Raw genomic sequence first — 24,492 nt, forward strand, 5'->3', positions numbered from 1 at the left:
GTAATCAGAGCAATAAATGCTCCCGACGACTTTCAGGAGAACGTCATGAAGAACTCACACGGCCCCGGCGAGCGCGGATTCGGACGCCCCGGAGGTTGGCAACAAGCATCGGTTCCCGACGCGGGTGATGCAGGCGACTGGTTTGCCGGCAGGCTCCCCGACACCTGGTTCACCGGCCCGGCCGACGTCCAGGTGGACCGCGAGGAGATCGTTGTCATCGGGGAACTACCACCCGTCGAGGGCGGGTCTGCGGCAGCGGAAGGTCGTATCTCACGCTTTCGTGAAACCACGCGCGCCGATCGCATGCGCATCGCCGACGAGGCCGAGGCCCGATACGGCCGGAAGGTGGCATGGGGTGTGAAACTCGACGAAAAGACGGTCCTGTTCACACATCTCGCGGTACCGGTGATGACGCGATTGCGTCAACCCGAGCGCAAGGTACTCGACACGTTGGTGGATGCGGGTGTTGCCAGGTCGCGGGCCGACGCACTCAAGTGGACAGTCCGCCTGGCCGGTCAGCACAGCGAACAGTGGCTCGCGGAACTGCGGGACGCGATGAAGAAGGTCGACGATCTGCGGACGGAGGGACCGAAGATCTGACGATGCACATCACACGTTAATTCGATTGCCTACGTCAACGGTCATCGAGTAGCGTCGACGTCGAATCATCCCCGACGAACAGGAAACCGGCCGTTGCTCATCTAGAGGTTCATTACGCGAAGGCATCCACACCCATCAGTTGCGGCTGAGCCGGGTGGTCCCCGCACCCTCTGGAGTTCACATGACCCACTCTCATTCCTCTCTGTCTCTGTCCGACCTCACGTTCACCTGGCCCGACGGCGAGCCTGTCTTCTCCGGTCTGAGCTTTGTGTTCCCCAGCGGCCGAATCGGTCTGGTGGGATTGAACGGATCCGGGAAGTCCACGCTGTTGCGCCTGATCGCCGGTCGATTGACACCCGATGCCGGTTCAGTCCACGCTTCCGGCGAGATCGGCTACCTGCGCCAGGACATCACCCTCGACCCGAATGTTCGAGTCGACGACATCCTGGAGATCGGTGATCTGCGTATTGCCTTGCACCGCATAGAATCCGGTGAGGGCACAGAGAAAGACTTCGCTGTGACCGAAGGTAACTGGGACATCGAGGAGCGTGCGATCTCGACGCTGCACCGCCTTGGACTCGAACGCGTTGTACCCGACATCGAAGCCCTGGGACGCACCGTCGGCACGCTGTCCGGTGGCGAGACGGTACTCCTCGGCCTCACCGCGACCCTGCTGAAAAATCCGCAGGTACTGCTACTGGACGAGCCGACCAACAATCTGGACCGGATGGCGCGCGCCCGGGTTCATGCCGCTGTCCAACAGTTCCCCGGCACCGTCGTGGTGGTGAGCCACGACCGGGAGTTGTTGAACAGCATGGAATCCACCGTTGAACTGCGTCGCGGCAATCTTCGGACATTCGGCGGCAACTACTCGCTGTACCAGGAGGCGACAACGGCGGAACAGGAAAACGCCTTGGCCGCGGTTCGCGACGCCAAAACCGATCTGGCAAAGCAGAACCGCGAATTGATCGAGGCGCGAATCAAACTGGACCGACGTAAGCGATACGGCCAGAAGATCCAAGACGAGAAGCGGCTACCGCCGATCCTGGCGCAAACTCGCAAGCGTAAAGCCGAAGTTTCGGCGGGAAAGCTGTCGGTCAACCATATCGGCAAGGTCGACGACGCGAAGTCCGCTCTTGCCGATGCGGAGAAGCTGCTTCGCGACGATCGCGAAATACGATTGGATCTTCCTGATACACAGGTACATCCGGGCCAGCAGGTAGTGACGCTCGAGGATGTTGCGCTGCGCAGCGGCCAGATTGTATCGCTGCATGTCACCGGTCCCGAACGGATCGCGATTGTGGGGCCCAACGGAATTGGGAAGACAACCCTTCTCGACGCCCTGGAGGAGGCAAAGCCATTTGTTCCCTGCCGCGCACTGCGCCAGCGATTGGACGTGTTCGACGAAAATCTGTCGGTGGCGGACAACGTTGCACTGGCGGCGCCACACGCAACCAGCGAGGAAATTCGTGGCCAACTGGCTCGATTCCTTTTTCGTGGAACGGATTCCGATGTGACAGCCTCCGCCCTGTCCGGCGGCGAACGTCTCCGGGCAGCGCTGGCGACCATCCTCCTCGCGCAGCCCGCACCCAAACTCCTGATCCTGGACGAGCCGACCAATAATCTGGATCTCCCCAGCCTTGCCCATCTCACGCAAGCGCTTCACGATTTCCGGGGTGCACTCGTTGTTGTCAGTCACGATCTGCCGTTTCTGCGGGAGATCAACATCACCCGGTGGATCAGGATGGACGAGAACGGAATTCAGGAAATCGATCCCGAATGGCAATGACGCCATTCACACGTCCATAATGGATCGGTGATGCAGGACGCGAGAAACCCCGTTGACGGTACCCGGATCGCGTATCAGGTTGTGGGGACGGGCATCCCCCTGCTGATGGTTCACGGCAGTGCTCTGTCACATTCGATCTGGCGCGGCTTCGGTTACGTCAAAGCCCTGCAGGATCGGTATCGGATGATCCTGGTCGACATGCGCGGGCACGGTCGCAGTGAGAAGCCGCACACGCCCGATTCGTACGCGATGGATCTGGTGGTCGGCGATCTCCTCGAGATCCTCGACTCCGAGTCGCCGTTCGAACCCGCCCACGTCCTGGGGTATTCGTTCGGCGGGCGCGCGACACTGTCGTTGACTATCGAGCACTCCGAACGAGTGCGGTCGTTGACCGTCGGCGGTGGGAGCAGCCGACCCATGACCGGCGCGTTCGACGCACTGTTCTTCCCAGGCTGCGTCGACGCCCTCGAGCAAGGCGGGATCGAGGGCTTTCTCGACGGATGGGGCGCTAGGCGCGGCAAGCCGGTTGATCCGCAGACCGCGGCAGCATTTCGTCGGAACGATCCGCTCGCCTTGGCCGCGTACATGCGACGGTCCGACGTCGAACCAGGTATCGACGACACCGTGCTTCGCGAGATGATCACTCCGACATTGATGTTCGTCGGGTCCAAAGACCGGGAGCGGCGGCCCGATACCGAGCACGCCGCATCCCTGATTCCGGATTGTTCGTTGACTGTCATCGACGGCACCGACCACGCCAGCGCCGTCGTGGCCTCTGACGCCGTTCTAGCGTCGTTGATTCCGTTTCTGGGCCGGCACTAGCCGAGCAGTCCCTTTGCGATGTGCGTGACCTGGATTTCGTTGCTGCCGGCGTAGATCATGAGCGACTTCGCGTCGCGAGCCAACTGCTCGACGCGATACTCGGCCATGTAGCCGTTTCCGCCGAACAACTGGACGGCCTCCATGGCAACTTCGGTTGCCGCGCGCGAGGAGTACAGCTTCATCGCCGACGCCTCCGCCAGGGTCACCTTGTCGCCTGCTGCGGTTCGCTCGATCGCGTTGAAGACCATGTTCTGCACATTGATTCGAGCTACTTCCATCTCGGCGAGCTTGAGTTGGATGAGCTGGAACTGTCCGATTTCGCGGCCCCACAGTTTGCGGGACTTTGCGTAGTCGATGCAGAGCCGGTGGCATTCGTTGATGATTCCGAGGGACAGGGATGCAATGCCGATGCGTTCGGCGGCAAAGCTTTCCTTGGCACTGGACTTTCCGTCGGATTTTCCGCTGTCTTCTGTTTCGCCGAGCAGGCGGTCCTTGGTGATGCGGACGTTGTCGAAGAACAGCTCGCCGGTGGGTGAGGAGTTCATGCCCATCTTCTTGAAGGGCGGGCTCTGGGTGAACCCTTCCATGCCCTTGTCGAGGATGAACGCGAGCACCTTGCGGTCACGACGGTCGACGGAGGCGTCACCTTCGTCGAGTTTGGCGTAGACGATGGTGACGTCGGCGTACGGTCCGTTGGTGATGAACGTCTTGTTGCCGTTGAGGATGTAGTCGTCGCCATCGCGGCGAACGTAGGATTTCATGCCGCCGAAAGCGTCGGATCCCGAGTCGGGTTCGGTGATCGCCCAGGCGCCGACGGTCTCGAAGGTGACCAGTCCGGGCAGCCAACGTTCCTTCTGAGCGAGGGTGCCGCGGCTGCGGATCGTTCCGGCCGCGAGCCCGAGGCTGACGCCCAGCGACGCGACCAGGCCGAGGCTCACCCCGGCCAGTTCACTGTTGAGCACGACGCCCATGCTCCCGGCCCCGCTGAAGGCGCTGCCCTTCTCACCGTCACCGGCTGGTGCGTCGCCGCGCTCCCGGGCAAGTGATTTCTCGAGGCCCTCGCGTGCCATATCGGCCAAACCGAAGGTCGCGTACAGCTTGCGGATGATGTCGAAGGGCGGGAGCGCTCCGCTTTCGAGTTCGTCGACGTGGGGCCGCACCTCCTTGTCGATAAAGCCCCGCAAGGCGTCGCGGAACATCAGGTCGGTGTCGGACCACTCGTACATGTGCGTGCACTCCACTCGCTGAACGGTTGGCTGCCGGAAAAGCAGCCTCACTCCGAATATAGAACACGTTCCAATTGGTGGGGTAGAACTGAGTGGATGAAACTCAGCCGATCAGTCCCATCCGCTGCGATAGCCACTCCAATTCCTGCTTCATAGCGGCCGACCACACGACAAAACTGTGGGCTCCGGGCAGTTCCAGATACTTGACGTTCATTCCCGCTGCCTTGGCCGCGTCGTAGATCTTCTGCTGCCCGGACTTGAAGTCGTTGTCGTCGGTTCCGACCACCACGATCCCGGCAGAATCGGGGAACTTCCGGTTCGCCATGATGTCCATCGGATTGACCTTCTCGAACGCGGCCTCGTTGCCGCCGAAGATCTGATCGACTGTCCTTTGCCGATCACCGAGCGATGGCTCGACCTGCCCGGAGAAGTCCAGGAACGTCGGGTAGATTTCCGGGAAATTGGTCGCCATCTGGAGCGAGCATGTCCCGCCGTACGAGAGTCCGCCGATGGCCCAGGCTTTGGGATCGGTATCGACCTGGAATGCCGAGGTGACTGCCGCGGGCAGATCCTTGGCGAGATACGTCGCCACATTTCCTGCCGGCGAGTCGGTGCACAAAGGATTGGCGAACTGCGTCCCGGTGGCGTCCGCCATCACGACGATCGGCGACAGCCCGGAATGCTCGCGGGCGAAGGATTCCATTGTGGCGGCGATCTTCCCGCCTTGCAGCCAGTCCTGCGGGCTTCCGGGTTGCCCGGCCATCAGGACCAGAACCGGAAGCAGCGGACGAGGATTCGTGAAGTACGACGGTGGCAGATACACCTCGGCATCGCGCGCGGTGAATCCCGAAATCGCGCCGGGGACAGGCAGAGTCGTCACCCGGCCACGATTCGGCATGTCTTCCGGGGCTTTCCAGACCGAATCCGTGGGATCACCGCTGATAACAGGATCGGTCGGACCGGGTACGTCCGCGAGCTCGATCCGGTCGAAATCGTCGTGGCCCAACACAATTCCCACGGTCGGATATGCGGAGAACTCGAGGTTGATCTGTACCGCGGCCGTAAGCACCATCAGCAGCGCTGCCACCACGGACAGCACTGCGCTAGCGATACTGCCCCCGGCCTTGATGCGCGGGCCGAGAAGCAACAGCCCGTACACGGCAAAACCGATCCACACGTAGATCGACATCGCAATCGGATCGGGGAAAGGCACGATCACCTTCTCCACCAGAATCCACGCCGCCACCATGATCACCAGCGCCGCAACACCGCACACCGGGATCGCGTAGCGGTAGAACCACCGAGGCTTCCCGCTGAGCAACCACACTCCGCCGAGTACGCCCAGAATCGTCAGGACCACAGGCACGGGTCCAGAGATCACACTCGTCCGGTAGAGCCAGTCCACGTGTCGCCTCTCGTAATGCCGCTACGCCTGTCCGTCGAAAGCCTAGAGCCGTAATCGAGGGTTCGCCACGATCGAGGGGTTCTCGGGTACGGCTAGTACCCTGAAGCAGGTGACTTTCATCAAGATCTGTGGCCTCCGCGACGCCGATACCGTCGACCTCGCCGTCCGACTCGGCGTCGATGCCATTGGTTTTGTCTTTGCCGAGAGCGTCCGCAAAGTCGACACCGAGCTTGCCGCCGACCTCATTGCCCGAGTTCCCGACACCATCAGAGCTGTCGGCGTGTTTCTCGGTAACCCGCTCGACCAGATCCTCGAGATCGCCAAGTCCACGCGGCTGAAGTATGTCCAGGTCCATGATCTCGAGTCATCCGAGCAGGTGAAGCAACTACACGACGCGGGTCTCACGGTGATTCGTGCCGTCGTCTCCGGCCGGGTTCGCGACGGCTACAGCCTCGACCTGGGCGAGGACGAACTCCTCATCGACGGAGCCGACGCCGGTTCCGGAGTGGCCTGGGATTGGGCGCAGCAGCAGTCCAGGCCCGCCGGCCAGTGGATTCTGGCCGGCGGTCTCGGCCCCGACAACGTCCGTGCCGCGCTGGACGCCACTGGAGCCTGGGGTGTCGACGTGTCCAGTGGCGTCGAGTCCTCGCGCGGGGTCAAAGACCACGCGTTGATCGAGAGATTCGTAGCAGCCGCGCGGGCCTAGATCGGAGCTGTCGATCTGTCGGCCGCAGCCCACGCACCGAGCACGGTCCGCACTCCGGTTACCAACGGAAGTGGCTGATCGATCATCACATGGTGGCCGGCCTCGGGAATCTCCGCGACGATGGATTCCGGTCCCAACAGGATTCGGATGTCGGCCATCAGTTCCTCGGAGACAATTCCGTTCTCCGCTCGGAAATATGCTGTGCGGCAACGTGGACGGTGATCGGTGACGTTGCCCGTACCCTCGCGCACAAACACTCTCGGATCGAACTTCCACGACCAACCACCGTCGACGGCTTCCATCGAGGTCTCGGCAACGTGGTCTCGAATGCACGGTAATCCGGTGTCCTGTGCCGGAACAAAGCGGAAGCGCGCCTTCGCGTCCTCACGAGTCGGATAAACCTTCTTCGGACCGAAGGCGTTTTCTTTTCGGCTGGCTTCTTCTTCCGGGGTCAATGCCCGCACCGGCGAATCGATGATGACGACACCACCCAGTTCGTCGCCGTTCAGGTCCGCGGCCACGAACGAGATGATCCCGCCCATGCTGTGCCCAACAAGGATCGGCTTTCCCTCGATCCCGCCGGCTCGCGCAGCCTCGACGATCTCGCGCGCCCACATCGCCAGTCCGTAACTCTCCCGGGTGCCGCTGTCTCCGTGCCCGGTCAGGTCGAGTGCGACAACTCTGCGATCGGCAGCCAGCTGCGGGCCGATGTGATCCCACCACCGACTGTGGGCGGCGCCGCCGTGAACCAGCACGATTCCCGGCCCGACGGGCCCCCAGGCGCGGAATCGTACGGCTACACCCTCGACATCAACCGAGCCTGTTTCGGCGGGCGTCGACAACGCCTTCGTGAACCACTCCGGCGCCTGCTGCGCCTCTTCGACGCTCGTGTTGCTCATTTCCTGAACATAACCCACCCGTCTCGATCCCTTCGGAGCCCTTCCCCTGTAACCACAACATCGCCTATATTGAATCCGGCCTCAAGTTCAATTGTTCAACCGAGAGGGACACATGCCGAACCGCCAAGTACGCCTCGCCGCCCGACCGACGGGACTCCCCGACGCTTCCACCTGGGAATACGTCGATTCCGACATCCCCGTTGCCGGGCCGGGCGAGTTTGTCGTCAAGGTCGAATACCTCTCGCTCGACCCCGCTATGCGTGGTTGGCTCAACGACGTCAAGTCGTACGTTCCGCCGGTGAAACTCGGTTCCGTCATGCGCGCTCACGGCGTCGGCCACGTCACGCAAACTCAGCATCCCGAGTTCAAGGTCGGAGATGTTGTCGCCGGAGCTTTCGGCGCAGCCGAGTACGGGCTCTCCGACGGTACCGACGTCACGCGGGTCGACGAATCGATCGCACCCATGCCCACTTGGCTCGGCGCACTCGGATTCCCGGGTGTGACAGCCTATTTCGGCCTCCTCGAGGTCGGAAAGCTGAAAGACGGCGACACCGTGGTCGTTTCCGGCGCCGCTGGTGCCGTTGGCAGTCTCGTCGGCCAGATAGCAAAGATCCACGGCTGCAAGGTGATCGGCATCGCCGGTGGCCCCGAGAAGTGCGCCTGGCTCACCGACGAACTCGGATTCGACGTCTCGATCGACTACAAGAACGAATCCGTCTACAAGGCCCTACGCGCTGCGGCGCCCGACGGAATCGACGTGTACTTCGACAACGTCGGCGGTGAAATCCTCGACGCCGCACTCTCCCGCCTGCGTCTGGGCGCTCGCGTTGTCATCTGCGGCGCCATTGCCGGCTACAACGCCACCGAGCCGCAGCCGGGCCCGTCGCACTATCTGTCGCTTCTCGTAAACCGGGCAACCATGGCCGGATTCGTGGTTTTCGATTATCTCGATCGGTACTCCGAAGCCCAGGAACAGATCGGGAAGTGGATCAAGAGCGGTCAGTTCACGGCTCGCGAACACATCGTCGACGGTGGCATCGATGCGTTTGGTGACAGCCTCAATCTCCTCTTCGCAGGGGCTAACACGGGAAAGCTGGTTCTGCGGGTGTAGCCGAATCCTCCCCCAGGCGCGGCGGCGCGGTGCGGTAGGTGGCCGGAGTGGCGCTGAGCCGAATCGGATTGGCCACCTGCCGGATCGGTGCCGCACGGCGCGGATCATCGATAGTGGCAACCGGATCGAGGTTCAGGCGTTCGGCCAGCGCCATCGCGTCGGCAATGTTGTTGAGTGGACCGCACGGAACACCGCGCGCCGTCAATCTCTCGAACCAGTAGTCGGCGGTGTGAGACGCCAACGCGAGTGTCAACGCGTCGAACAGTTCCTCGCGATGCGCAACCCGCTCACGGTTGGTCATAAAACGTGCGTCGGTCGCCAGTGAAGGCCTTCCCAGAACGTCTACCAGAGAAGCGAATTGACGATCGTTTCCCACCGCCAAGACGAGCTGCCGATCAGCCGTGTCGAACAGTGCGTAGGGCGCGATACTGGGGTGACGGTTACCCATCGCCTGCGGAACCACCCCGGCAGCGACGTAGCCGGACGACTGATTGACCAGTGCCGACAGCAAGGAGGACAACAGATTGACCTCGACGTGTTGACCTTCACCCGTCCGGTCCCGATGACGCAGCGCGGCAAGGATTCCGACACTGGCATGCAGTCCGGTGATGACGTCCACCACCGCAACACCGACCTTGGTAGGCGAGCGCGGGTCCGGCCCGGTGATGCTCATCAACCCGCCGACGGCCTGAATCAACAAATCGTATCCCGGTAGTGAGTTGTTTCCACCGAATCCGCTGATCGAGCAGTACACGATCGACGGATTCATCTCTCGCGCAGCGTCGTAACCCAATCCGAGCCGGTCCATGGTCCCGGGAAGGAAGTTCTGCACCACAACATCCGCCGTGCGCACCAGGTCCTGTGCAACTTCCAGGTCCTGAGCGTCGCGCAAGTCCAAGGTTACCGACTTCTTGTTGCGGTTCACGGAGAGAAAGTAACTCGACTCCTCACCCACCCACGGTGGACCCCAACTGCGGGTGTCGTCACCAACACCGGGACGCTCGATCTTGATCACCTCGGCGCCGAGATCCGCCAGGATCATGGTGGCGTACGGTCCGGCGAGTACCCGGCCGAAGTCGGCGATCACCAGTCCGTCCAGTGCGCCAGGCGTTGTCACCGGAATGCTTCCTCACCCGTCAGTGCCCGGCCGATCACCAACTGGTGAACCTCGGAGGTGCCTTCGTACGTGAGCACGGATTCGAGATTGTTGGCGTGACGGATGACCGGATACTCCAAGGTGATGCCGTTGGCGCCCAGGATCGTTCGGCACTGTCGGGCAATCTTGATGGCTTCACGCACGTTGTTCAGTTTGCCGGTACTGACCTGCTCGGGACGTACTGTGCCGGCATCCTTGAGGCGTCCGAGATGAATCGCGAGCAACTGCCCCTTACCCAATTCGACTGCCATGTCGGCGATCTTGGCCTGCGTGAGCTGGTAAGCCGCCAGTGACTTGTCGAAAACCTGTCGATCGCGGGCGTAGGCAATTGCAGTTTCGAGGCAGTCGCGGGCAGCGCCCATCGCGCCGAAGATGATGCCGAACCTGGCCTCGTTGAGGCACCCGAGCGGCCCGGACAGTCCGCGGGCCTTGGGCAGCATCGCAGACGCGGGCAGTCGTACATCCTCGAGCACGAGTTCGGAGGTAACGGACGCACGCAGCGACATCTTGTTCTTGATTTCGGGGGCCGAGAACCCGGGAGTGTTTGTCGGAACTACAAATCCGCGCACACCGTCCTCGGTTCGCGCCCAGACCACGGCGACGTCAGCGACGGATCCGTTGGTGATCCACATCTTGGTGCCGTTCAGAATCCAGTCGTCACCGTCGCGCTTGGCGTTGGTGCGCATACCGCCGGGATTGGAACCGAAGTCGGGTTCCGTGAGACCGAAGCAGCCGAGGGCCGTGCCCGCCGCCATCCGCGGAAGCCACTCTTCCTTTTGCTCTTCGCTGCCATTGTGGTGAATCGCGAACATCGCCAGCGAACCCTGAACGGAAACCAGACTGCGGATACCTGAATCGACGGCTTCGAGTTCTTGGCACGCCAGACCGTAGGCGGTTGCACTCGTTCCGGCGCAGCCATATCCCTCGAGGTGCATTCCCAGCACACCCAACGATCCGAGTTCCTGAGCCAACTCGCGCACCGGCAGTGCCGCGTCCTCGAACCACTGACCGATGTTCGGGCGGATACGGCTGTCGACCATCGCGCGCACCGTGTCGCGGATCGCGATTTCCTCGGCGTCGAGCAGCGTGTCGATGGAAAACAGTTCGGACAGGGACTGCGGCGTGTTCACGTTGCCTCCAAGGCTGTACGTACGGGATTCATCAGGTGTGCGAGAACGATTGTGCAATCGTTTGCATCACCTAGAGTAGGGACCGACCTAGCATCACGTCAATCCCCGAAATATGCCTCAGGAGCCCCCGAGTTGATGTCGCCGGACCCGTCGACCCGCAGCAGCGGACGCCCACCGACGCTGCGTGAGATCGCAGACAAGGCGGGCGTCCACATCTCGACGGCATCGCGCGTCCTGCGCCAACCCGAACCTGTCGACGGCTGGTCGGACTCGGCTCAGCGTGTGCGCCAGGTCGCCGAAGAACTCGGCTACCAGCCAAATCTCTGGGCAGCAAGTCTACGAACACGCAAAACGACAACCATCGGTGTGGTCATGCCGAGACTCACCGACGGCGTCGTCGCCACCATGTTCGGCGGCATCGAGGAAGCCGCGACTGCGGCCGGTTATTCGGTTCTGCTGTCCAGCCCGCCCGACGATCTCGATGCCCAGCGCAAAGCCGTCGAATTCCTGATCAGCCGTCAGGTCGACGGCCTCATGCTCAGCAGCATCCACCTGCCCGGCACCGATTTTGTCAGTTCGCTCCCCATCCGTTCGCTCCCAGTTCTGCTCCTCAACCGCCACATCGACGTCGGGCTCCCCTATGTCAGCGGCGACGACCGCCGCGGTGGGTACCTCGCGGGCAGACACCTGCTGGACTGCGGCTATCGCGACCTCGGCGTGATCGCGGGGCCGGATCACGCCAGCACCTCGCGCGAACGCGTCGCCGGATTTCGCGACGCACTCGCCGAAGCAGGCCTGGAATTACCGCCGCACCGGATCGTTGCCTCCGATTTCGAAGTGGAGGGCGGCGTTCGAGCAGCAACACAACTGCTGAGCACCCCGACGCGTCCCGACGCCATCTTCACCGTCAGCGACACCATCGCCATCGGCGTTCTCGGTGTTGCCCGCGATCTGGGACTGAGTATTCCGAACGACCTTGCGCTGGTGGGCTACAACGACATTCCCGTGGTCTCGCAACTTCCGGTTCCACTGACTACGGTTCGCTCACCCGCCCGCAAGATCGGCGCAACCGGGGTGCAGAATCTACTCGCCCTCATGGCAGGACGGAGCGTCGAATCTGTAAAGCTGCCGATCGAACTGATCGTGCGGGCATCGACGCGTTACCAGACTTCGGATTCCTCGATCCCCAACTGACGGGCGTAGCGCGAGTTGAGATCGTCCCAGCCGTACTCGCGTGCCTTCGCTCCCACGATCGGACCGAACGGCGAACCGGCAAGCAGCCCGTCGAGAACGTCGAAACACAGGTGCCACCCCGCCGCCAACGCGGATGCCATTCCCTCGGCGCGCGAACGCTGCGTCAGAACCACCCTGGTTCCGCCCTCGACCGGAGTGAGCTCCCAGATCAATTCGTCCGGGCCCCATTCGTGTTCGAGTCGACGAGCTTCGTCGACCACGCGGACGGACGCCGGAAACGACATCTCCGGATCGCCTTCCTCCGACAGCATGGCGATGACCACTTCGCCGACGCTGCCCAAGTTGCGATCAGCCGTGTACGGAGTCCACTGGGCCAACATTTCCGGATCGGTCACCGCCGCCCACACCTGATCCACGGGATACGGCAACGTTCTCGGGAAGGTGACAACCGTGTCGTCGCCGTCGACGGTTACGGTCACGTCGGACAGGGCACTGGGCTGATATTGCTGGGCACTCATAGTTCGATCTCACCAGGTGCCACCGACAGGAGCAACCGGCGTCAGCGTGGCCTGATTCCGAAGAGCCCGAATGCCGCCGCGACAGTCTGTTCGACCACGGGAAACTTGGTCACCCCGAGGTCGTGTTTGGCGCCGTCGAACTCCACCAACGTCGTTGCTGCGGGGATCAAGTCAAGTGCCGACTGCATCTCGTCCGTCGTCGCGAATTCGTCCTTCGAACCGTGGACCACCACCGTGGGGGTGGTCAGTGCCGGAAGGTGCTCGGTGCGCAGTTTCTCCGGCTTCTTCGGCGGATGCAATGGGTAGGACAGCAAGATCAGCCCATCCACCAAACCAGGGTTCTCGGCCGCCGCCATCGAGGACTGGCGTCCACCGTACGAATGTCCACCGAGAAGTAGAGGTCCATCGCTCGGGTAGTCCTTACGCAGTGTCGCAACAACATCAGCGATTCCCGATCGGTCTTCGGCGGCACGGGACGGGTGCGGTGGCCCCTTCGGGCGGCGCACCCGGTAGGCAAGATCGAATCGCAAAACCTGCACTCCGGCTTCGGCAAAACCATCGGCAACAGCGCGAAGGAGCACCGTGTCGCAGTTGCTTCCGGCGCCGTGTGTCAGAGCCAAAGTCGCGATCGGGTCCGTATCCGGCCGATGCAGGAATCCTTGCAGCTCACCGCGGTCGACGGTCTCGAAGGTGGTCATGGTCGCATCCTCGTCCGGCCCGCGCGGGCCTGCTCGACTGCCGCCGTCATCGTCCCCTCGTACGCGGGCCCGTGCCCCGGGAAAATGACACCGGCCGGGGTTTCCGCAATTGCGTCCAACGCCTCGTCCGTTGCTTCCCGGTGGTGATTGAACGGGCACACCAGGAACTGCGGCCCCGTCTGCCGGGACGTGGCATGGCCAGTCACCAGAGCGTCACCCGAAGCAACGACGCCGGCACCGGGAATCAGGTACGCACTGTGTCCGTCGGTATGCCCATGCGTGGGAATCGGCACGATACGGCCGGGAACGTCCAAGGCACTACCCTCCGCAAAAGCCTGTGCCTGAGGCAGTTTCGCTCCCTTCAGCGCGCCGGCGCCGATCACGTCGAACAGCCACTTCGGCGCGCCCCGGCGCCACAGCAGTAACGGAACTTTGACCGGCCCGAGTTGCTGCAGGTATTCGCGTCGCGCATGCGGTACTTCCAACGGGTCCATCAGTACCGGTAGGTCGTGGCGGGTCAGTATGTCCGCGATCCCGCCGATGTGATCGATATGGGCGTGAGTGACAAGCACGGCGCGCACATCGCCGATGCTGTGACCGATCTGCTCGATCGACCGTTCAACGTCACCGCCGTTGGCGGGATACCCACCGTCGATCAGAGTGAGATCGGAGCCTTCCTCGACGAGAACCCAATTTGCGTGCCCACATCGAACGAGGTGTGTGTTGTCGATCTGCGTGATCGACAGTGCCTTTGTACTCATGATTGGTAGTGTGCGCCACGTGCCGGAATCGTGGAACAGCGCCAGTGATCGCACAGTTCGGGGCCTCGCCGAGGCAGGCCTGGTTGCAGCAGCATTCGCGCTGCCTGCAGCCGTAAAACGCCGCATCACCGGACCGCCGGTGCACAGAGACGGGCACACTCTCGACGCCGACGCGCACATGTTGTTGACTCTCGCCAAGGCACGCCCACGGCCCGCACTGTCGTCGGAGCCACATGTACTTTCCGCCGCGCGCGCCGAATTGACGCGAACGGCGATGTTGATGGCCGGCCGACCGGCGTCGGCGCACACGGAAGACATCTCCGTACAAGGCGCCGACGGCCCACTTCGCGCTCGCCTCTACGTGCCCACCCACGAGTCCGGGGCACTGCTGGTGTTCTTCCACGGCGGCGGCTGGGTTCAGGGTGATCTCGAATCACATGACGCACCGTGCCGACTGTTGGCTGAAACCTCAGGGGCCAGAATCGTCGCTGTCGAATATCGACTTGCACCCGAATTCCCTTTCCCCACACCGGTACACGATGCCTATGCGTCGTACCTCGACATTGTTTCTCGGGCAACCGAGTTCGCCGTCGACCCTGCTCGCATTGCGGTGGGTGGCGACAGCGCGGGTGGGCACCTGTCGGCTGTTGTTTCACTCCGCGCCCGCGATGACGGATATCCGTCACCGGCAGCCCAGTTGCTGATCTATCCGGCCACCGACTTTCACGAGAGAAGGCCGTCCCGAACGACGTTCGGCGAAGGATTCTTTCTGACCGAGGCAAATATGAACTTCTACGAGCGCAGTTTCCTCGGCGAGAACTCGGATCGGCTGGACCCGTGGGTGTCTCCATTGCGTGCCCAAAGCCACAACGATCTTCCACCGGCAATTGTGGTGACAGCTGGATTCGATCCACTGCGCGACGAAGGTGAAGCATACGCACAGCTGCTGCGCGACAACGGAGTTCGCGTTGTCGCGCGGCGCTATCCCGGATTCATCCACGGGTTCGTGAATGTTCTCGGCCCCAGTGCCCGATCGCGTGCGGCGGTTGTCGAAATAGGCGGAATGCTCCGAGCACTGTTGAGCTAGAGCACCTATGCCGTATTGAGCGCAATCGCGGCGTGAATGAGGGCCGTGAAGGCTTTCTCGTCGATGGTGTCGCCTTCGTTGAAGTCGATGGCACGCCTGGTGTTGCCTTCGAGGCTGGAGTTGAACATTCCCGTCGGATCATCCAATGTCGCCCCCTTGAAGAACGTCACCTTCACAGCCTTCTTGTACGTCTCACCGGTGCAGAGAATGCCGTCGTGTTCCCACACCGGAACTCCACGCCATTTCCACTCCTCGACCACATCGGGGTCGGCTTCCTTGACCAAAGTCCGGATCCGAGCGAGCATCTCCCCTCGCCAGTCACCGAGTTCCTCGATCCTCGCGTCGATCAATTCCGAGGGGGTACCCCCTGCTGCGTCCTTCTTCATGGTCGGTCACCCTCTCCACGATCGACTCGCTCCAAGTCACTCGAGTATGCCCGATCGTCTTTGCACCGTGCGGCAAATATGTTGCGTGTGCCCGCATCCAGAATTTCGTGATGAATAATGCAGCGATGGCACCACTCGGAACGCGAGTAGCAACTACCCTGTCGGCGAAAACGCGAAGCGGGTTGTTGGTCCGGTCCGCACTCATGGGAGTCGCCACCGTCGGCGTAGTCATCTCCGCGGTCCTCTCACTCGGCGGTGACAACCGTGAAGCCGGCACCGCATCAGGATCACTCACCGCTACGAATGGTGGAACCCACAACAGCGCCGAAGCCATCGTCGGGACGTTCCCGCCGGCCCTTGCCGAGGCGAGCATCTGCTCGCCGGGCTCGCTCAACTCGACCGGCGACTTGTACCTACTCTGCACGGTCGACTCCGGGTCAGCTCTCGCCCAGAGCGTCTCAACCGACTACAACATCGTCTTCATCACCTGGGTGAACCAGACCGAAGCTGGTAAAACACTCATCGACTGGCGCGAGAACGAGCGGCCCGAACTCATCACTGAGAACCGCTCGCGTACCGCAGCCGCCCGCATCGAGTATCGAGACGCCGTCAGCACCACGGAGTACGCCAACTCCGACAGCGGGCTCCACATCACCTCGAGCGCCGTTTTTCCGAATGCCGTAACCGCCAAGGCATTCCTCGAACGCGCCGGCCTGGTCTGAGAATGCGCAAATTCCTGGCTGTCACGTTCATTGTCGCGGTGAGCGTGTTCGCAGTGGCAGCGATGTACCTTTCCGTGCGCGGAGATAGCGTCGCGTTCACTCCTGCCGTGGCGTCGGTAGTCGACCATGCGGAATGCACTACACCCGATATCTCCGGACCACTCAGCGGGCTCGCTCAGATGGATTCACAATTCCCGCCAACAACCGAACCCGGCTATCCGCCATCGGATTTCGAACCGGTAGCGCTCATCCGGTGCGAACGCGGGGAAAACGCCGCCGGTGGGTTGACTATCGACGCGGTTCGCCTTGAAGGCGACGTATCTGCAGTAGCCGAAGCATTCCGAACCGACTCGCAGCGGTTCCGCGACAACATCTCTGCTGACTGCGCGATACGGGAAATCGTCCCCGTCGGCCTGTGGTTCGTCGACGCGTCGGGTAACGCATTTCGTCCAGCTTGGCCGTCAGCGCCGTGCGGATTCCAGGACGCACCTCTCGAAACGCTGGACACCTTGCATGAGGTCAGCCGTCAGCAGCACCCGATCGACGCCATATCGGCGGACGAACCGGGAATCTGCACAACGTCGATCGGATCGTTGTTCGATCTCACCACCCCCGACGACGTCGAGCGATCAGTGCGTTCCGAGAACACCGGATACTCACCTCTCGACAGTCCGTTGGCCACACCCGTCGACGACGTCGGCCGACTGCAGGTATGCCGCTACAACCTGGGCCAGGGGTCCTCGCATATCCGCCTGACATTGGCAGACAGTGCCGAGCTGATGCACGCGGCGTCCACAGCACCCATCGCCCCACCCTGCGATCAGATCGCGCAACAGGTGGCGTCGATCGATCTCCGTCGAGCTGACGGCTCCGGGGGAACCCAAGTTCTTGCCGAACTCGACGGTTGCCAACGCATCAGATTCGGCGGATACCGCCAGATACCCACATCGATCACCGAACTGCTGTCGCGATGATGCCATTGAGAAAGCCATTGCATCACTGAGTATTTCGAGCCAAAGAGTTGGTGAACGCGGAATATAGAGTCGCACGACGGCAGCTACCTCGGGTAGCTTCGTACTCCATGTACATCCGCCGCGAATGCCCGTCCGACCGTGACGCCGTCTACTCACTTCTCGACGCTGCATTTGCGGATCAGGCACCGCCGGGCGAAACGCCGTACGAAATCGAACTGACGCGCCAACTCTTTGTGTCCGACGAGTACCTGCCGAAGTTGTCCCTGGTGGCCGAGGCAGACGGCGAGATTCTCGGCTTCGTCATCGGAACCCGGGGATGGGTCGGCGAGGTGGAGGCTGTGGGCCTAGGCCCGCTGGCAGTGACACCCGAAAACCAACGGTCCGGCGTCGGCTCTGCGTTGATGCACGCGGTCATCGGCGCGGCGGACGCTCTGGACGTGCCGTTGCTCGCACTACTGGGCAGCACTGAGTACTACCCACGGTTCGGGTTTGTGACCAGCACGAAAGTGGGCGTCGAATCACCGGAAGCCGAATGGGGTGCCCATTTCCAGATTCGCGCCCTGTCTGCGCACACCCCAGATCAGGTTGGCACGTTCAAATACGCGGCACCGTTCAATATGCCCTGACCGTCAGTCGAACAGTGTCGGTGACACGCCCTCGTCGGAAGCACCTTCGGCGGGGGCGATCTTCTTGCCGCCACCCTTACGCACGACAGTCAGACTGGTCGTCCGTAGCGACAGCCTGTGCCCGTCACCGTGTTCGAGCAACGCCATACCCTGCCGGACTTCGACTACCGTCCACGGACCCGCATGGTCGGCCGCCTGTACGAGGTCACCGGACTCCACCTCAGTTGCCATGACCACTCCTTAGTTCCTCGTGTCCTGCACGTTCTCCTTCACATTATCGACGTGACCATGTAGCGGCAGACGCGCAGGGTAGGGCTTCGCCCCGTGCGCCTTTTCGGTAGCGCCGACTACCAGAAAGGCGCACAGGGCCGAAGGCCCAAAACCACCCCGAACGAACCTGCAACAAGTTACAGTTTTTCGACGGACCATCGAAGGAGAAGCCTGTGCGCTACGGAGTCAGCTTGTTCACCAGCGACCGCGGCATTCGCCCTGCTGATGCGGCCGTTGCCGCCGAAGCTGCCGGGTTCGACGCCTTCTACGTTCCCGAGCACACGCACATCCCGGCATCACGGGCGTCGGATCATCCGGGGACCAAATCCGCGGAACTTCCGGACGACCGCTACATGCGCACCCTCGACCCCTGGGTTGCGCTCGGCACTGCAGCATCGGTCACCAGCACCATCCGCCTGGGCACGTCGGTGGCACTCCCCCTCGAACATGATCCGATTACTCTGGCAAAAACCATCGCCTCGCTGGATCACCTGTCCGATGGACGTGTTGTCTTCGGTGTCGGATTCGGCTGGAATGCAGAGGAACTCGCCGATCACGGGGTACCCCCGAACAAACGTCGTACGGCTCTGCGCGAATACCTCGAAGCAATGGGTGAACTCTGGTCGAAGGACGAGGCATCCTACGAGGGCCAGTTCGTGAAGTACGGGGCCAGTTGGGCATGGCCCAAGCCCGTACAGAAACCGCGTCCACCCATCCTCCTCGGCGCCGGTGCGAGCGAAAAGACCTTCAAGTGGATCGCACAGTCCGCCGACGGCTGGATCACGACGCCGATCCAGCAAGAGATCGAGGAAAACGTAGAGCTGTTTCGCAAGATCTGGTCCGAAGCCGGTCGAGTCGGCGAACCTGAAATCACCGTCCTCGCCGGAAAGCCCGAGGCGGACAAGCTCGCTCACTGGGAGAGCATCGGAGTTACCGAGGCAATGTTCGGCACGCCGGACGCCGCTCCCACCGACGTTGTGGAATACATCAAGAGATTGGCCGCCAAGCTAGGACGGTGAACCCCGTCACATCACCTTGATCTCAAGCGCGCTCGAGGTTTTACCGTCAATACAGCACAGGCCACGTGCATCGGCGGAATTACCCGAGTAGCGGAAGGTGAACTCTCACGTGACGACGGAACTAGTTGGACCGCATACCGATTCGATACCGGAACCGTCGATTCGTAAGTCTTTTGTCGATGCCTTCCGTCGACATCCTGCGGGCGTCGCCATTATCACTGCCGCCGGCGAAGACGGCCCGGTCGGGATTACGTCGTCGTCGGTGATGTCGATCAGTGCCGACCCCGCTGTACTCGCGTTCTCACTACAATCCCTGCGAGGATCTGCTGCAGCGATCGCGGCCGCGTCCAGTTTCCTTGTTCACCTTGCGCATTCCGACAATGTAGAGCTGGCAGAAACATTTGCCACGCGTGGCGCCGTCCGATTCGGCGCGGACATGGACTGGTCGTTCCTGTCGACCGGTGAACCGTTCCTACACGGAACGGCGCATGCTCTCCGCGCGGTCCCACTCGGCGCCACCGCTTGTGGTTCGGCGCTCATCGTCACGGCAGAAGTTGTCGAGGTCATCGCGCCGACGCGTGCTCTCGCCCCACTCGTCTACCACAACCGGGCGTACCACCATCTCACCCCAGCGACTCATCACCGATCGAAAGGCACACCACAATGACCGAATACGTCTTGCCCCAGCTCGATTACGATTACGCAGCCCTCGAACCTCACATCTCAGGCGAGATCATGGAGCTGCACCACAGCAAGCATCACGCGACCTACGTCGCCGGCGCAAACAGTGCAATCGAGCAGTTGGCCGCCGCACGAGAAGACGGCACGATCGCAGCCAAGGCTCCGCAACTCAGTAAGAACCTCGCCTTCCACCTCGGCGGCCACACCAATCACTCGATCTTCTGGAAGAACCTCTCCCCCAACGGTGGTGAGCGACCTGAAGGAGAACTGGCTGCTGCCATCGACGAACATTTCGGGTCATTCGACGCGTTCGTGACGCACTTCTCCGCGGTCGCAACCACTTTGCAGGGCTCCGGCTGGGCCGTACTGGCCTACGACACGATCGGTCAGCGTCTGATCATCGAGCAGCTCACAGATCAGCAGGGAAACATCAGCATCGGCATTGTCCCGCTCCTGATGCTCGACATGTGGGAGCACGCCTTCTATCTTCAGTACAAGAACGTCAAGGCCGACTACGTGAAGGCATACTGGAATGTCATCAACTGGGACGACGTGGCGCAGCGCTACGCCGACGCCACGTCGGTCCTGGGTTCCGGAAAGTAACCCCCCTTAACGACTTACAGTCCGTGCAGTGATCTTGATGCGAGGGCGGCCGGCAGCTTTACCGGCCGCCTTCTCTTGTGCGTCCCGGGCCGCCCACCCCGCCTTGTCGATCATGTCGGGTTGACGTTCCGTCACCAGTTCGACCAAGGATGTCCGGTCGAGTTCAGGCGCGGTCAGCAATCCGGCGTCGAAGTCTGCCAGTAGTTGCGCGACGGTTTCCTTCGCGTCGACTCGGTTGGTGCCGATCACACCGCGCGGGCCCCGCTTGATCCAGCCGCTGGTGTAGACGCCGACCGCGCCGTCCACCCGGCCCTGATGGTTGGGAATGATTCCCCGTGCTTCGTCGAACGGAACGTCAGCGACTGGTTCGCCGCGATAACCCACCGACCGCAGAACAAGCGACGCTTCCAGTGTCTCGACCTTCTCGGTCGCCGATGCCGCAAGGTCGTCGTCAAGTGTGTTGTGCACCAACGTCACCGATTCGACGCGGTCGGTGCCCTGCAGTTCGGTGGGCGCGACGAGATACCGGAAGACGATTCGCTTATTGCCTCCGTCCGCCGGCTTCTGTGCGTACTCACGTGCAAGGTCAACTTTGAGTTTGTCGGACAGCAGCGCATCGGGATCATCCAGGGCTGCTGCGCTTGCCGCGTCCAGCACGACGTCCTGTTGGTCGATCACGACGTCGACACCGTTCAGGTGACCCAGCGCGAGAAACTCCGGGGCGGAGTACGCGGCCTGGAGTGGGCCCCGTCGTCCGAGAACAACAACCTCACGGATATTGCTGTTGCGCAGGGCGTCCAACGTGTGGTCAGCAATGTCGGTTCTTGCGAGTTCGTCGACATCGCACGTGAGAACACGCGCGACATCGAGTGCCACGTTGCCGTTTCCGACGATAACCGCGCGCTCCCCCGAAAGGTCGAATTCACGATCCGAAAAGTCCGGATGCCCGTTGTACCAGGACACGAATTCCGTCGCGGAATGACTGCCGGGCAATGATTCTCCGGGGATGCCCAGTTTGCGATCGGTTGCGGCGCCAACGGCATAGATCACGGCATCATGGTGCCGCAGTAGCTCGTCGTGCGAAATATGCTTGCCCACTTCGACGTCGAGGTAGAACTGAAACGACTCCGATTTGAACGAAGACCCGAAGACACTCACGACGCCTTTGGTTTCCTGATGATCCGGCGCAACTCCACTGCGCACCAACCCCCAAGGCGAGGGCAAGCGGTCGAACATCTCGACCTCCACTGATCCCCGCGCCAGCAGTTCGGCAGCGCAGTAGCACGCTGCCGGACCGGATCCGACTATCGCAACACGTATTCGAGGCAGATCCGCTGACGGGCGTTTCGGCGGAGTGGGGAATGCAACGTCATCGGTGTCCAATGGATTCTGCTCGAAGTACGCCGCATTGATCTCCGTGTACCGACTCATCGACTCACTGAGATCGTATTCGGAGTAGATCGCATCCACCGGACACGCGTCGACGCATGCCCCGCAGTCGATGCAGGTGTCCGGATCGATGTACAGCATCTCAGCGGTGGTGTATCCGGGGTCTCCGGGCCGCGGACGGATGCAGTCGACCGGGCACACCGCTACGCAACTTGTGTCGTTGCAGCATCGTTGAGTGATCACAAAAGTCATGTGGAGTCCGTAACTGGTCGGAAAGTGCGGCACCGATTCGCACGCACTCGTAGGATTTCAGTTCACTTGTTGCGGTTCATAACCCGGTCTGCTGCTGCCCAGTGTTCGTCGGTAATCCACAAGCGCGCAAAAGCGTCGATAGCTTCCGGAGGAGCAACCCCGGACATCACCCGTTTGATGCTCTCGGCCGGAGCGTTGGCAAGAGACTTCGCCAGTGAGCGCCAGCCCTCGTCGAAGGATTCTCGGGGCAGGACGCGATCGACGAGTCCGAGCGATTCCGCGTCAGCAGCACCCATGATCGTTCCGGAACCGGCCAGCATCAATGCCCGACCGCGCCCGACAAGTGCGGCAAGCCGCTCGGCTCCACCCCACGCGGGCATGATTCCGAGACTCACCTGATTGAAGCCGATCTTGATGTCGTGCGCGGCAATTCGAATATCTGCCGCCACGGCAACTTCGGCGCCGCCGCCGAGCGCATGCCCGTTCAATGCAGCGATGACGGGTCCGGGGAATTGTGCGATGCGGTCACAGATCGACCGCATCCGCCGGGCCATGTCCGCCGCCTGTTCCAGCGTCCGAAGTTTGGCCAGTTCCTTGAGATCGCCACCGGAGACAAACGCACGATCACCAGCGCCGGTGATCACCAGGGCGCGGGCCCCGCGAACCGAGTCGAGTGCCTCGTCCAATTGGTCCATCGTTTCCGGCGCGATGGCATTGCGTGCTTGTGGACGGTCGATGGTGATGATCGCCAACTCGCCGTCCATTTCAACGATAACCAAGATGTTCTCCGTTACGATATTGGCATTCTTGTTTTGTGAGAATAACATATTCACGACTGGCAGAAGCCAGTTCGACCGCTCCCGTCTCGTGCCGCAGTTCGGCCTAGGAGCGGCCCGGTTACCTGCATTGGAGCTCATATGCGGCACATTCCCACCACGCTTGCCACCCGGTACCTCGAAGAGGGTTGGTGGACTCAGGACACGATCGGCACGATGCTCACCCGAGGCCTCGCTGCCGCCCCCGACACCGAATTTCGTATCCACTCGAAGATCCGTCCGTGGACCGGAACTTTTGCCGACGTGGACCTGGTGGCACGCAGGTTGGCCGGCGGCCTGCGCGAACGGGGCGTCGGCGCGGGTGATGTCGTCGCGTTCCAGCTTCCGAACTGGATGGAAGCAGCAGCGGTCTTCTGGGCCTCGACCTTCCTCGGCGCAACGGTTGTTCCCATCGTTCACTTCTACGGCCGCAAGGAAGTTGCCTACATCCTCGACGAGACGAAGCCGAAGGTCTTCATCACGGCCGAGAAGTTCGGACGCACCGAGTACCAGCCGGATCTGTGCGCGAACATCCCCGTCGTCGGAGTTGTCGGTCGCGATTTCGAAGATCTGCTCAGCGACGTACCACTGGCGGAGAACATCGACACAGACCCCACTTCCGCCGTGCTCATCGCTTTCACCTCCGGCACGACGCGCGCCCCCAAGGGCGTCATCCACAGTCATCAGACACTCGGGCACGAAACCCGTCAGCTCTTGGGTCTGTACCCGAAAGACCTTGGCAAGCAACTCACGTCGGCCCCGGTCGGTCACTTCATCGGCATGGTCAATGCCTTCCTCATTCCAGTCGTCGACGGCTCCCCGATCAACCTCACCGATGCGTGGGATCCGGAACAGGCACTGGAGTTGATGACCAGCGATCAACTCACCGTCGGCGGCGGCGCAACCTACTTCCTCACCAGCCTGCTCGATCATCCGAAGTTCACGCCGGAACATCTCGCGTGCATGAAATATGCGGGACTCGGCGGCTCGTCCGTCCCCGCGGCGGTCACGAGAAGACTGGCCGACTTCGGCATCACCGTCTTCCGCTCGTACGGGAGCACCGAACATCCGTCGATCACGGGATCGAGCCACCTTGCCCCGGAAGACAAGCGGTTGTTCACCGACGGAAATGTCATGGAGGGCGCGGAGATCCGGCTTGCCGATGACGGAGAAATCCTCAGCCGTGGACCCGATCTCTGCATCGGGTACACCGACCAGGCGCTCACCGACGCGACATTCGACGCCGACGGTTGGTACCACACCGGGGACATCGGTGAAATCGACGAGGACGGCTACCTGACGATCACGGACCGCAAGTCCGACATCATCATTCGCGGCGGCGAGAACGTGAGCGCACTCGAGGTCGAGGAAATCCTTCTCTCGATGCCGGGAGTCGCCGAAGCCGCAGCGGTATCCGCCCCGGACGAGCGCCTCGGCGAACACGTTGCCGCGGTGCTGCGCCTGCTGCCCGGCCACAGCTTGCCGACGATGGACGAACTCCGCGCTCACTTCGACCGAGCCGGCGTCGCAAAACAGAAGTGGCCGGAGGAATTGCACCAGGTGGACGACTTCCACCGGACGGCCAGCGGCAAGATTCAGAAGTTTTTGGTCCGCCAGGATATTGCGACCGTTTAAAAAAGAGAATAGTGTTCT

At 61.9% G+C, this 24,492-nt stretch carries 26 protein-coding genes; 14 read left to right on the top strand and 12 right to left on the bottom strand.

Annotated features, from left to right (window positions below; translation table 11 throughout):
- Positions 1–45: 45 nt before the first annotated feature.
- From C7T36_RS08400 to C7T36_RS08410, 3 genes are all read left to right on the top strand, one after another.
- Complete coding sequence (locus tag C7T36_RS08400; RefSeq protein ID WP_033231734.1) at positions 46–600, top strand: hypothetical protein; 555 nt, start codon at positions 46–48, stop codon at positions 598–600.
- A 181-nt stretch (positions 601–781) separates the two neighbouring features.
- On the top strand, positions 782–2,389 hold the full coding sequence (locus tag C7T36_RS08405) for an ABC-F family ATP-binding cassette domain-containing protein (protein WP_045064672.1): 1,608 nt from the start codon (positions 782–784) through the stop codon (positions 2,387–2,389).
- A 30-nt stretch (positions 2,390–2,419) separates the two neighbouring features.
- Positions 2,420–3,211 (top strand): alpha/beta fold hydrolase, encoded by a 792-nt coding sequence (locus C7T36_RS08410; protein ID WP_045066681.1) that lies wholly within the window; start codon positions 2,420–2,422, stop codon positions 3,209–3,211.
- Here the strand turns inward: C7T36_RS08410 and C7T36_RS08415 are convergent.
- Together C7T36_RS08415 and C7T36_RS08420 are read right to left on the bottom strand one after the other, a co-directional pair.
- Positions 3,208–4,437, bottom strand: a complete 1,230-nt coding sequence (locus C7T36_RS08415; protein ID WP_045064674.1) for an acyl-CoA dehydrogenase family protein — start codon at positions 4,435–4,437, stop codon at positions 3,208–3,210. The genes C7T36_RS08410 and C7T36_RS08415 overlap by 4 nt on opposite strands.
- A 103-nt stretch (positions 4,438–4,540) precedes the next feature.
- On the bottom strand, positions 4,541–5,842 hold the full coding sequence (locus C7T36_RS08420) for an esterase family protein (RefSeq protein WP_045064677.1): 1,302 nt from the start codon (positions 5,840–5,842) through the stop codon (positions 4,541–4,543).
- Between the two features lie 109 nt (positions 5,843–5,951).
- Between C7T36_RS08420 and C7T36_RS08425 the strand changes: the two genes are divergently transcribed.
- Entirely contained in the window at positions 5,952–6,548 is a 597-nt protein-coding gene (locus tag C7T36_RS08425; protein ID WP_045064679.1) for a phosphoribosylanthranilate isomerase, read from the top strand.
- On the opposite strand, the gene C7T36_RS08430 is transcribed toward C7T36_RS08425, so the two are convergent.
- A complete protein-coding gene (locus tag C7T36_RS08430; RefSeq protein ID WP_045066682.1) occupies positions 6,545–7,447 on the bottom strand; it encodes an alpha/beta fold hydrolase in 903 nt (300 codons plus the stop codon). The two genes, C7T36_RS08425 and C7T36_RS08430, sit on opposite strands and share 4 nt — an antisense overlap.
- A gap of 112 nt (positions 7,448–7,559) precedes the next feature.
- On the opposite strand from C7T36_RS08430, the gene C7T36_RS08435 reads away from it, so the two are divergent.
- The gene (locus C7T36_RS08435; protein ID WP_045064682.1) at positions 7,560–8,558 is read left to right on the top strand and encodes an NADP-dependent oxidoreductase; all 999 of its coding nucleotides are present in this window, start codon (positions 7,560–7,562) and stop codon (positions 8,556–8,558) included.
- On the opposite strand, the gene C7T36_RS08440 is transcribed toward C7T36_RS08435, so the two are convergent.
- Positions 8,527–9,675, bottom strand: a complete 1,149-nt coding sequence (locus C7T36_RS08440) for a CaiB/BaiF CoA-transferase family protein (RefSeq protein WP_033231742.1) — start codon at positions 9,673–9,675, stop codon at positions 8,527–8,529. The genes C7T36_RS08435 and C7T36_RS08440 overlap by 32 nt on opposite strands.
- A complete protein-coding gene (locus tag C7T36_RS08445) occupies positions 9,672–10,844 on the bottom strand; it encodes an acyl-CoA dehydrogenase family protein (RefSeq protein ID WP_033231743.1) in 1,173 nt (390 codons plus the stop codon). The genes C7T36_RS08440 and C7T36_RS08445 overlap by 4 nt, the downstream gene beginning before the upstream one ends.
- A gap of 135 nt (positions 10,845–10,979) precedes the next feature.
- Between C7T36_RS08445 and C7T36_RS08450 the strand changes: the two genes are divergently transcribed.
- Complete coding sequence (locus C7T36_RS08450; protein ID WP_045064684.1) at positions 10,980–12,038, top strand: LacI family DNA-binding transcriptional regulator; 1,059 nt, start codon at positions 10,980–10,982, stop codon at positions 12,036–12,038.
- Here C7T36_RS08450 and C7T36_RS08455 read toward each other — a convergent pair.
- The 3 genes from C7T36_RS08455 to C7T36_RS08465 are packed head-to-tail and all read right to left on the bottom strand — an operon-like array spanning position 12,005 to position 14,015.
- Positions 12,005–12,556 (bottom strand): SRPBCC family protein, encoded by a 552-nt coding sequence (locus C7T36_RS08455; protein ID WP_033231745.1) that lies wholly within the window; start codon positions 12,554–12,556, stop codon positions 12,005–12,007. The two genes, C7T36_RS08450 and C7T36_RS08455, sit on opposite strands and share 34 nt — an antisense overlap.
- 41 nt (positions 12,557–12,597) lie before the next feature.
- Positions 12,598–13,254 (bottom strand): alpha/beta fold hydrolase, encoded by a 657-nt coding sequence (locus C7T36_RS08460; RefSeq protein WP_045064687.1) that lies wholly within the window; start codon positions 13,252–13,254, stop codon positions 12,598–12,600.
- Complete coding sequence (locus tag C7T36_RS08465) at positions 13,251–14,015, bottom strand: MBL fold metallo-hydrolase (RefSeq protein ID WP_045064689.1); 765 nt, start codon at positions 14,013–14,015, stop codon at positions 13,251–13,253. Before C7T36_RS08465 ends, C7T36_RS08460 begins: the two co-directional genes overlap by 4 nt.
- Positions 14,016–14,034: 19 nt before the next feature.
- Between C7T36_RS08465 and C7T36_RS08470 the strand changes: the two genes are divergently transcribed.
- Positions 14,035–15,102 (top strand): alpha/beta hydrolase, encoded by a 1,068-nt coding sequence (locus tag C7T36_RS08470; protein ID WP_239654623.1) that lies wholly within the window; start codon positions 14,035–14,037, stop codon positions 15,100–15,102.
- Between the two features lie 5 nt (positions 15,103–15,107).
- Here the strand turns inward: C7T36_RS08470 and C7T36_RS08475 are convergent, their stop codons facing one another.
- Positions 15,108–15,488 carry a DUF1801 domain-containing protein gene (locus C7T36_RS08475; RefSeq protein ID WP_045064694.1) on the bottom strand — a complete coding sequence of 127 codons (381 nt, stop codon included), beginning with the start codon at positions 15,486–15,488 and terminating at the stop codon, positions 15,108–15,110.
- Positions 15,489–15,598: 110 nt separating this feature from the next.
- Between C7T36_RS08475 and C7T36_RS08480 the strand changes: the two genes are divergently transcribed.
- The 3 genes from C7T36_RS08480 to C7T36_RS08490 all read left to right on the top strand — a co-directional run bounded on the left by C7T36_RS08480 (position 15,599) and on the right by C7T36_RS08490 (position 17,810).
- Entirely contained in the window at positions 15,599–16,210 is a 612-nt protein-coding gene (locus C7T36_RS08480; protein WP_143547521.1) for a hypothetical protein, read from the top strand.
- A 2-nt stretch (positions 16,211–16,212) separates the two neighbouring features.
- Positions 16,213–17,184: a hypothetical protein gene (locus C7T36_RS08485; protein ID WP_045064698.1), complete on the top strand. Its 972-nt coding sequence runs from the start codon at positions 16,213–16,215 to the stop codon at positions 17,182–17,184.
- Positions 17,185–17,291: 107 nt separating this feature from the next.
- Positions 17,292–17,810, top strand: coding sequence for a GNAT family N-acetyltransferase (locus tag C7T36_RS08490; protein ID WP_045064701.1), 519 nt, complete (start codon positions 17,292–17,294; stop codon positions 17,808–17,810).
- A 3-nt stretch (positions 17,811–17,813) separates the two neighbouring features.
- Here C7T36_RS08490 and C7T36_RS08495 read toward each other — a convergent pair whose 3' ends face one another.
- Positions 17,814–18,041 carry a hypothetical protein gene (locus C7T36_RS08495; protein WP_033231855.1) on the bottom strand — a complete coding sequence of 76 codons (228 nt, stop codon included), beginning with the start codon at positions 18,039–18,041 and terminating at the stop codon, positions 17,814–17,816.
- Between the two features lie 212 nt (positions 18,042–18,253).
- On the opposite strand from C7T36_RS08495, the gene C7T36_RS08500 reads away from it, so the two are divergent.
- From C7T36_RS08500 to C7T36_RS08510, 3 genes are all read left to right on the top strand, one after another.
- Positions 18,254–19,099 carry an LLM class F420-dependent oxidoreductase gene (locus C7T36_RS08500; protein ID WP_033231753.1) on the top strand — a complete coding sequence of 282 codons (846 nt, stop codon included), beginning with the start codon at positions 18,254–18,256 and terminating at the stop codon, positions 19,097–19,099.
- A gap of 109 nt (positions 19,100–19,208) precedes the next feature.
- Positions 19,209–19,766, top strand: a complete 558-nt coding sequence (locus tag C7T36_RS08505) for a flavin reductase family protein (protein ID WP_045064704.1) — start codon at positions 19,209–19,211, stop codon at positions 19,764–19,766.
- Positions 19,763–20,383, top strand: a complete 621-nt coding sequence (locus C7T36_RS08510) for a superoxide dismutase (protein WP_033231754.1) — start codon at positions 19,763–19,765, stop codon at positions 20,381–20,383. Before C7T36_RS08505 ends, C7T36_RS08510 begins: the two co-directional genes overlap by 4 nt.
- Before the next feature lie 6 nt (positions 20,384–20,389).
- Here the strand turns inward: C7T36_RS08510 and C7T36_RS08515 are convergent, their stop codons facing one another.
- Positions 20,390–22,024: an FAD-dependent oxidoreductase gene (locus C7T36_RS08515; RefSeq protein WP_033231857.1), complete on the bottom strand. Its 1,635-nt coding sequence runs from the start codon at positions 22,022–22,024 to the stop codon at positions 20,390–20,392.
- 62 nt (positions 22,025–22,086) lie between these two features.
- Complete coding sequence (locus tag C7T36_RS08520) at positions 22,087–22,851, bottom strand: enoyl-CoA hydratase/isomerase family protein (RefSeq protein WP_045064706.1); 765 nt, start codon at positions 22,849–22,851, stop codon at positions 22,087–22,089.
- A 90-nt stretch (positions 22,852–22,941) separates the two neighbouring features.
- On the opposite strand from C7T36_RS08520, the gene C7T36_RS08525 reads away from it, so the two are divergent.
- Positions 22,942–24,474, top strand: a complete 1,533-nt coding sequence (locus C7T36_RS08525) for an AMP-binding protein (protein ID WP_045064708.1) — start codon at positions 22,942–22,944, stop codon at positions 24,472–24,474.
- Positions 24,475–24,492: the final 18 nt, after the last annotated feature.

The organism is Rhodococcus sp. AD45-ID (assembly GCF_003023755.1).
GTDB lineage: Bacteria > Actinomycetota > Actinomycetes > Mycobacteriales > Mycobacteriaceae > Rhodococcus_F > Rhodococcus_F globerula.

What these genes read in the sequence shown, in the direction of transcription:
- C7T36_RS08430 (WP_045066682.1), bottom strand. Translation starts at nt 7,447, where the DNA reads ATGAGCAACACGAGCGTCGAAGAGGCGCAGCAGGCGCCGGAGTGGTTC.
- C7T36_RS08490 (WP_045064701.1), top strand. Translation starts at nt 17,292, where the DNA reads ATGTACATCCGCCGCGAATGCCCGTCCGACCGTGACGCCGTCTACTCA.
- C7T36_RS08485 (WP_045064698.1), top strand. Translation starts at nt 16,213, where the DNA reads ATGCGCAAATTCCTGGCTGTCACGTTCATTGTCGCGGTGAGCGTGTTC.
- C7T36_RS08400 (WP_033231734.1), top strand. Translation starts at nt 46, where the DNA reads ATGAAGAACTCACACGGCCCCGGCGAGCGCGGATTCGGACGCCCCGGA.
- C7T36_RS08520 (WP_045064706.1), bottom strand. Translation starts at nt 22,851, where the DNA reads ATGTTATTCTCACAAAACAAGAATGCCAATATCGTAACGGAGAACATC.
- C7T36_RS08450 (WP_045064684.1), top strand. Translation starts at nt 10,980, where the DNA reads ATGTCGCCGGACCCGTCGACCCGCAGCAGCGGACGCCCACCGACGCTG.
- C7T36_RS08510 (WP_033231754.1), top strand. Translation starts at nt 19,763, where the DNA reads ATGACCGAATACGTCTTGCCCCAGCTCGATTACGATTACGCAGCCCTC.
- C7T36_RS08405 (WP_045064672.1), top strand. Translation starts at nt 782, where the DNA reads ATGACCCACTCTCATTCCTCTCTGTCTCTGTCCGACCTCACGTTCACC.
- C7T36_RS08455 (WP_033231745.1), bottom strand. Translation starts at nt 12,556, where the DNA reads ATGAGTGCCCAGCAATATCAGCCCAGTGCCCTGTCCGACGTGACCGTA.
- C7T36_RS08415 (WP_045064674.1), bottom strand. Translation starts at nt 4,437, where the DNA reads ATGTACGAGTGGTCCGACACCGACCTGATGTTCCGCGACGCCTTGCGG.
- C7T36_RS08525 (WP_045064708.1), top strand. Translation starts at nt 22,942, where the DNA reads ATGCGGCACATTCCCACCACGCTTGCCACCCGGTACCTCGAAGAGGGT.
- C7T36_RS08480 (WP_143547521.1), top strand. Translation starts at nt 15,599, where the DNA reads ATGAATAATGCAGCGATGGCACCACTCGGAACGCGAGTAGCAACTACC.
- C7T36_RS08495 (WP_033231855.1), bottom strand. Translation starts at nt 18,041, where the DNA reads ATGGCAACTGAGGTGGAGTCCGGTGACCTCGTACAGGCGGCCGACCAT.
- C7T36_RS08410 (WP_045066681.1), top strand. Translation starts at nt 2,420, where the DNA reads ATGCAGGACGCGAGAAACCCCGTTGACGGTACCCGGATCGCGTATCAG.
- C7T36_RS08475 (WP_045064694.1), bottom strand. Translation starts at nt 15,488, where the DNA reads ATGAAGAAGGACGCAGCAGGGGGTACCCCCTCGGAATTGATCGACGCG.
- C7T36_RS08460 (WP_045064687.1), bottom strand. Translation starts at nt 13,254, where the DNA reads ATGACCACCTTCGAGACCGTCGACCGCGGTGAGCTGCAAGGATTCCTG.
- C7T36_RS08465 (WP_045064689.1), bottom strand. Translation starts at nt 14,015, where the DNA reads ATGAGTACAAAGGCACTGTCGATCACGCAGATCGACAACACACACCTC.
- C7T36_RS08435 (WP_045064682.1), top strand. Translation starts at nt 7,560, where the DNA reads ATGCCGAACCGCCAAGTACGCCTCGCCGCCCGACCGACGGGACTCCCC.
- C7T36_RS08515 (WP_033231857.1), bottom strand. Translation starts at nt 22,024, where the DNA reads ATGACTTTTGTGATCACTCAACGATGCTGCAACGACACAAGTTGCGTA.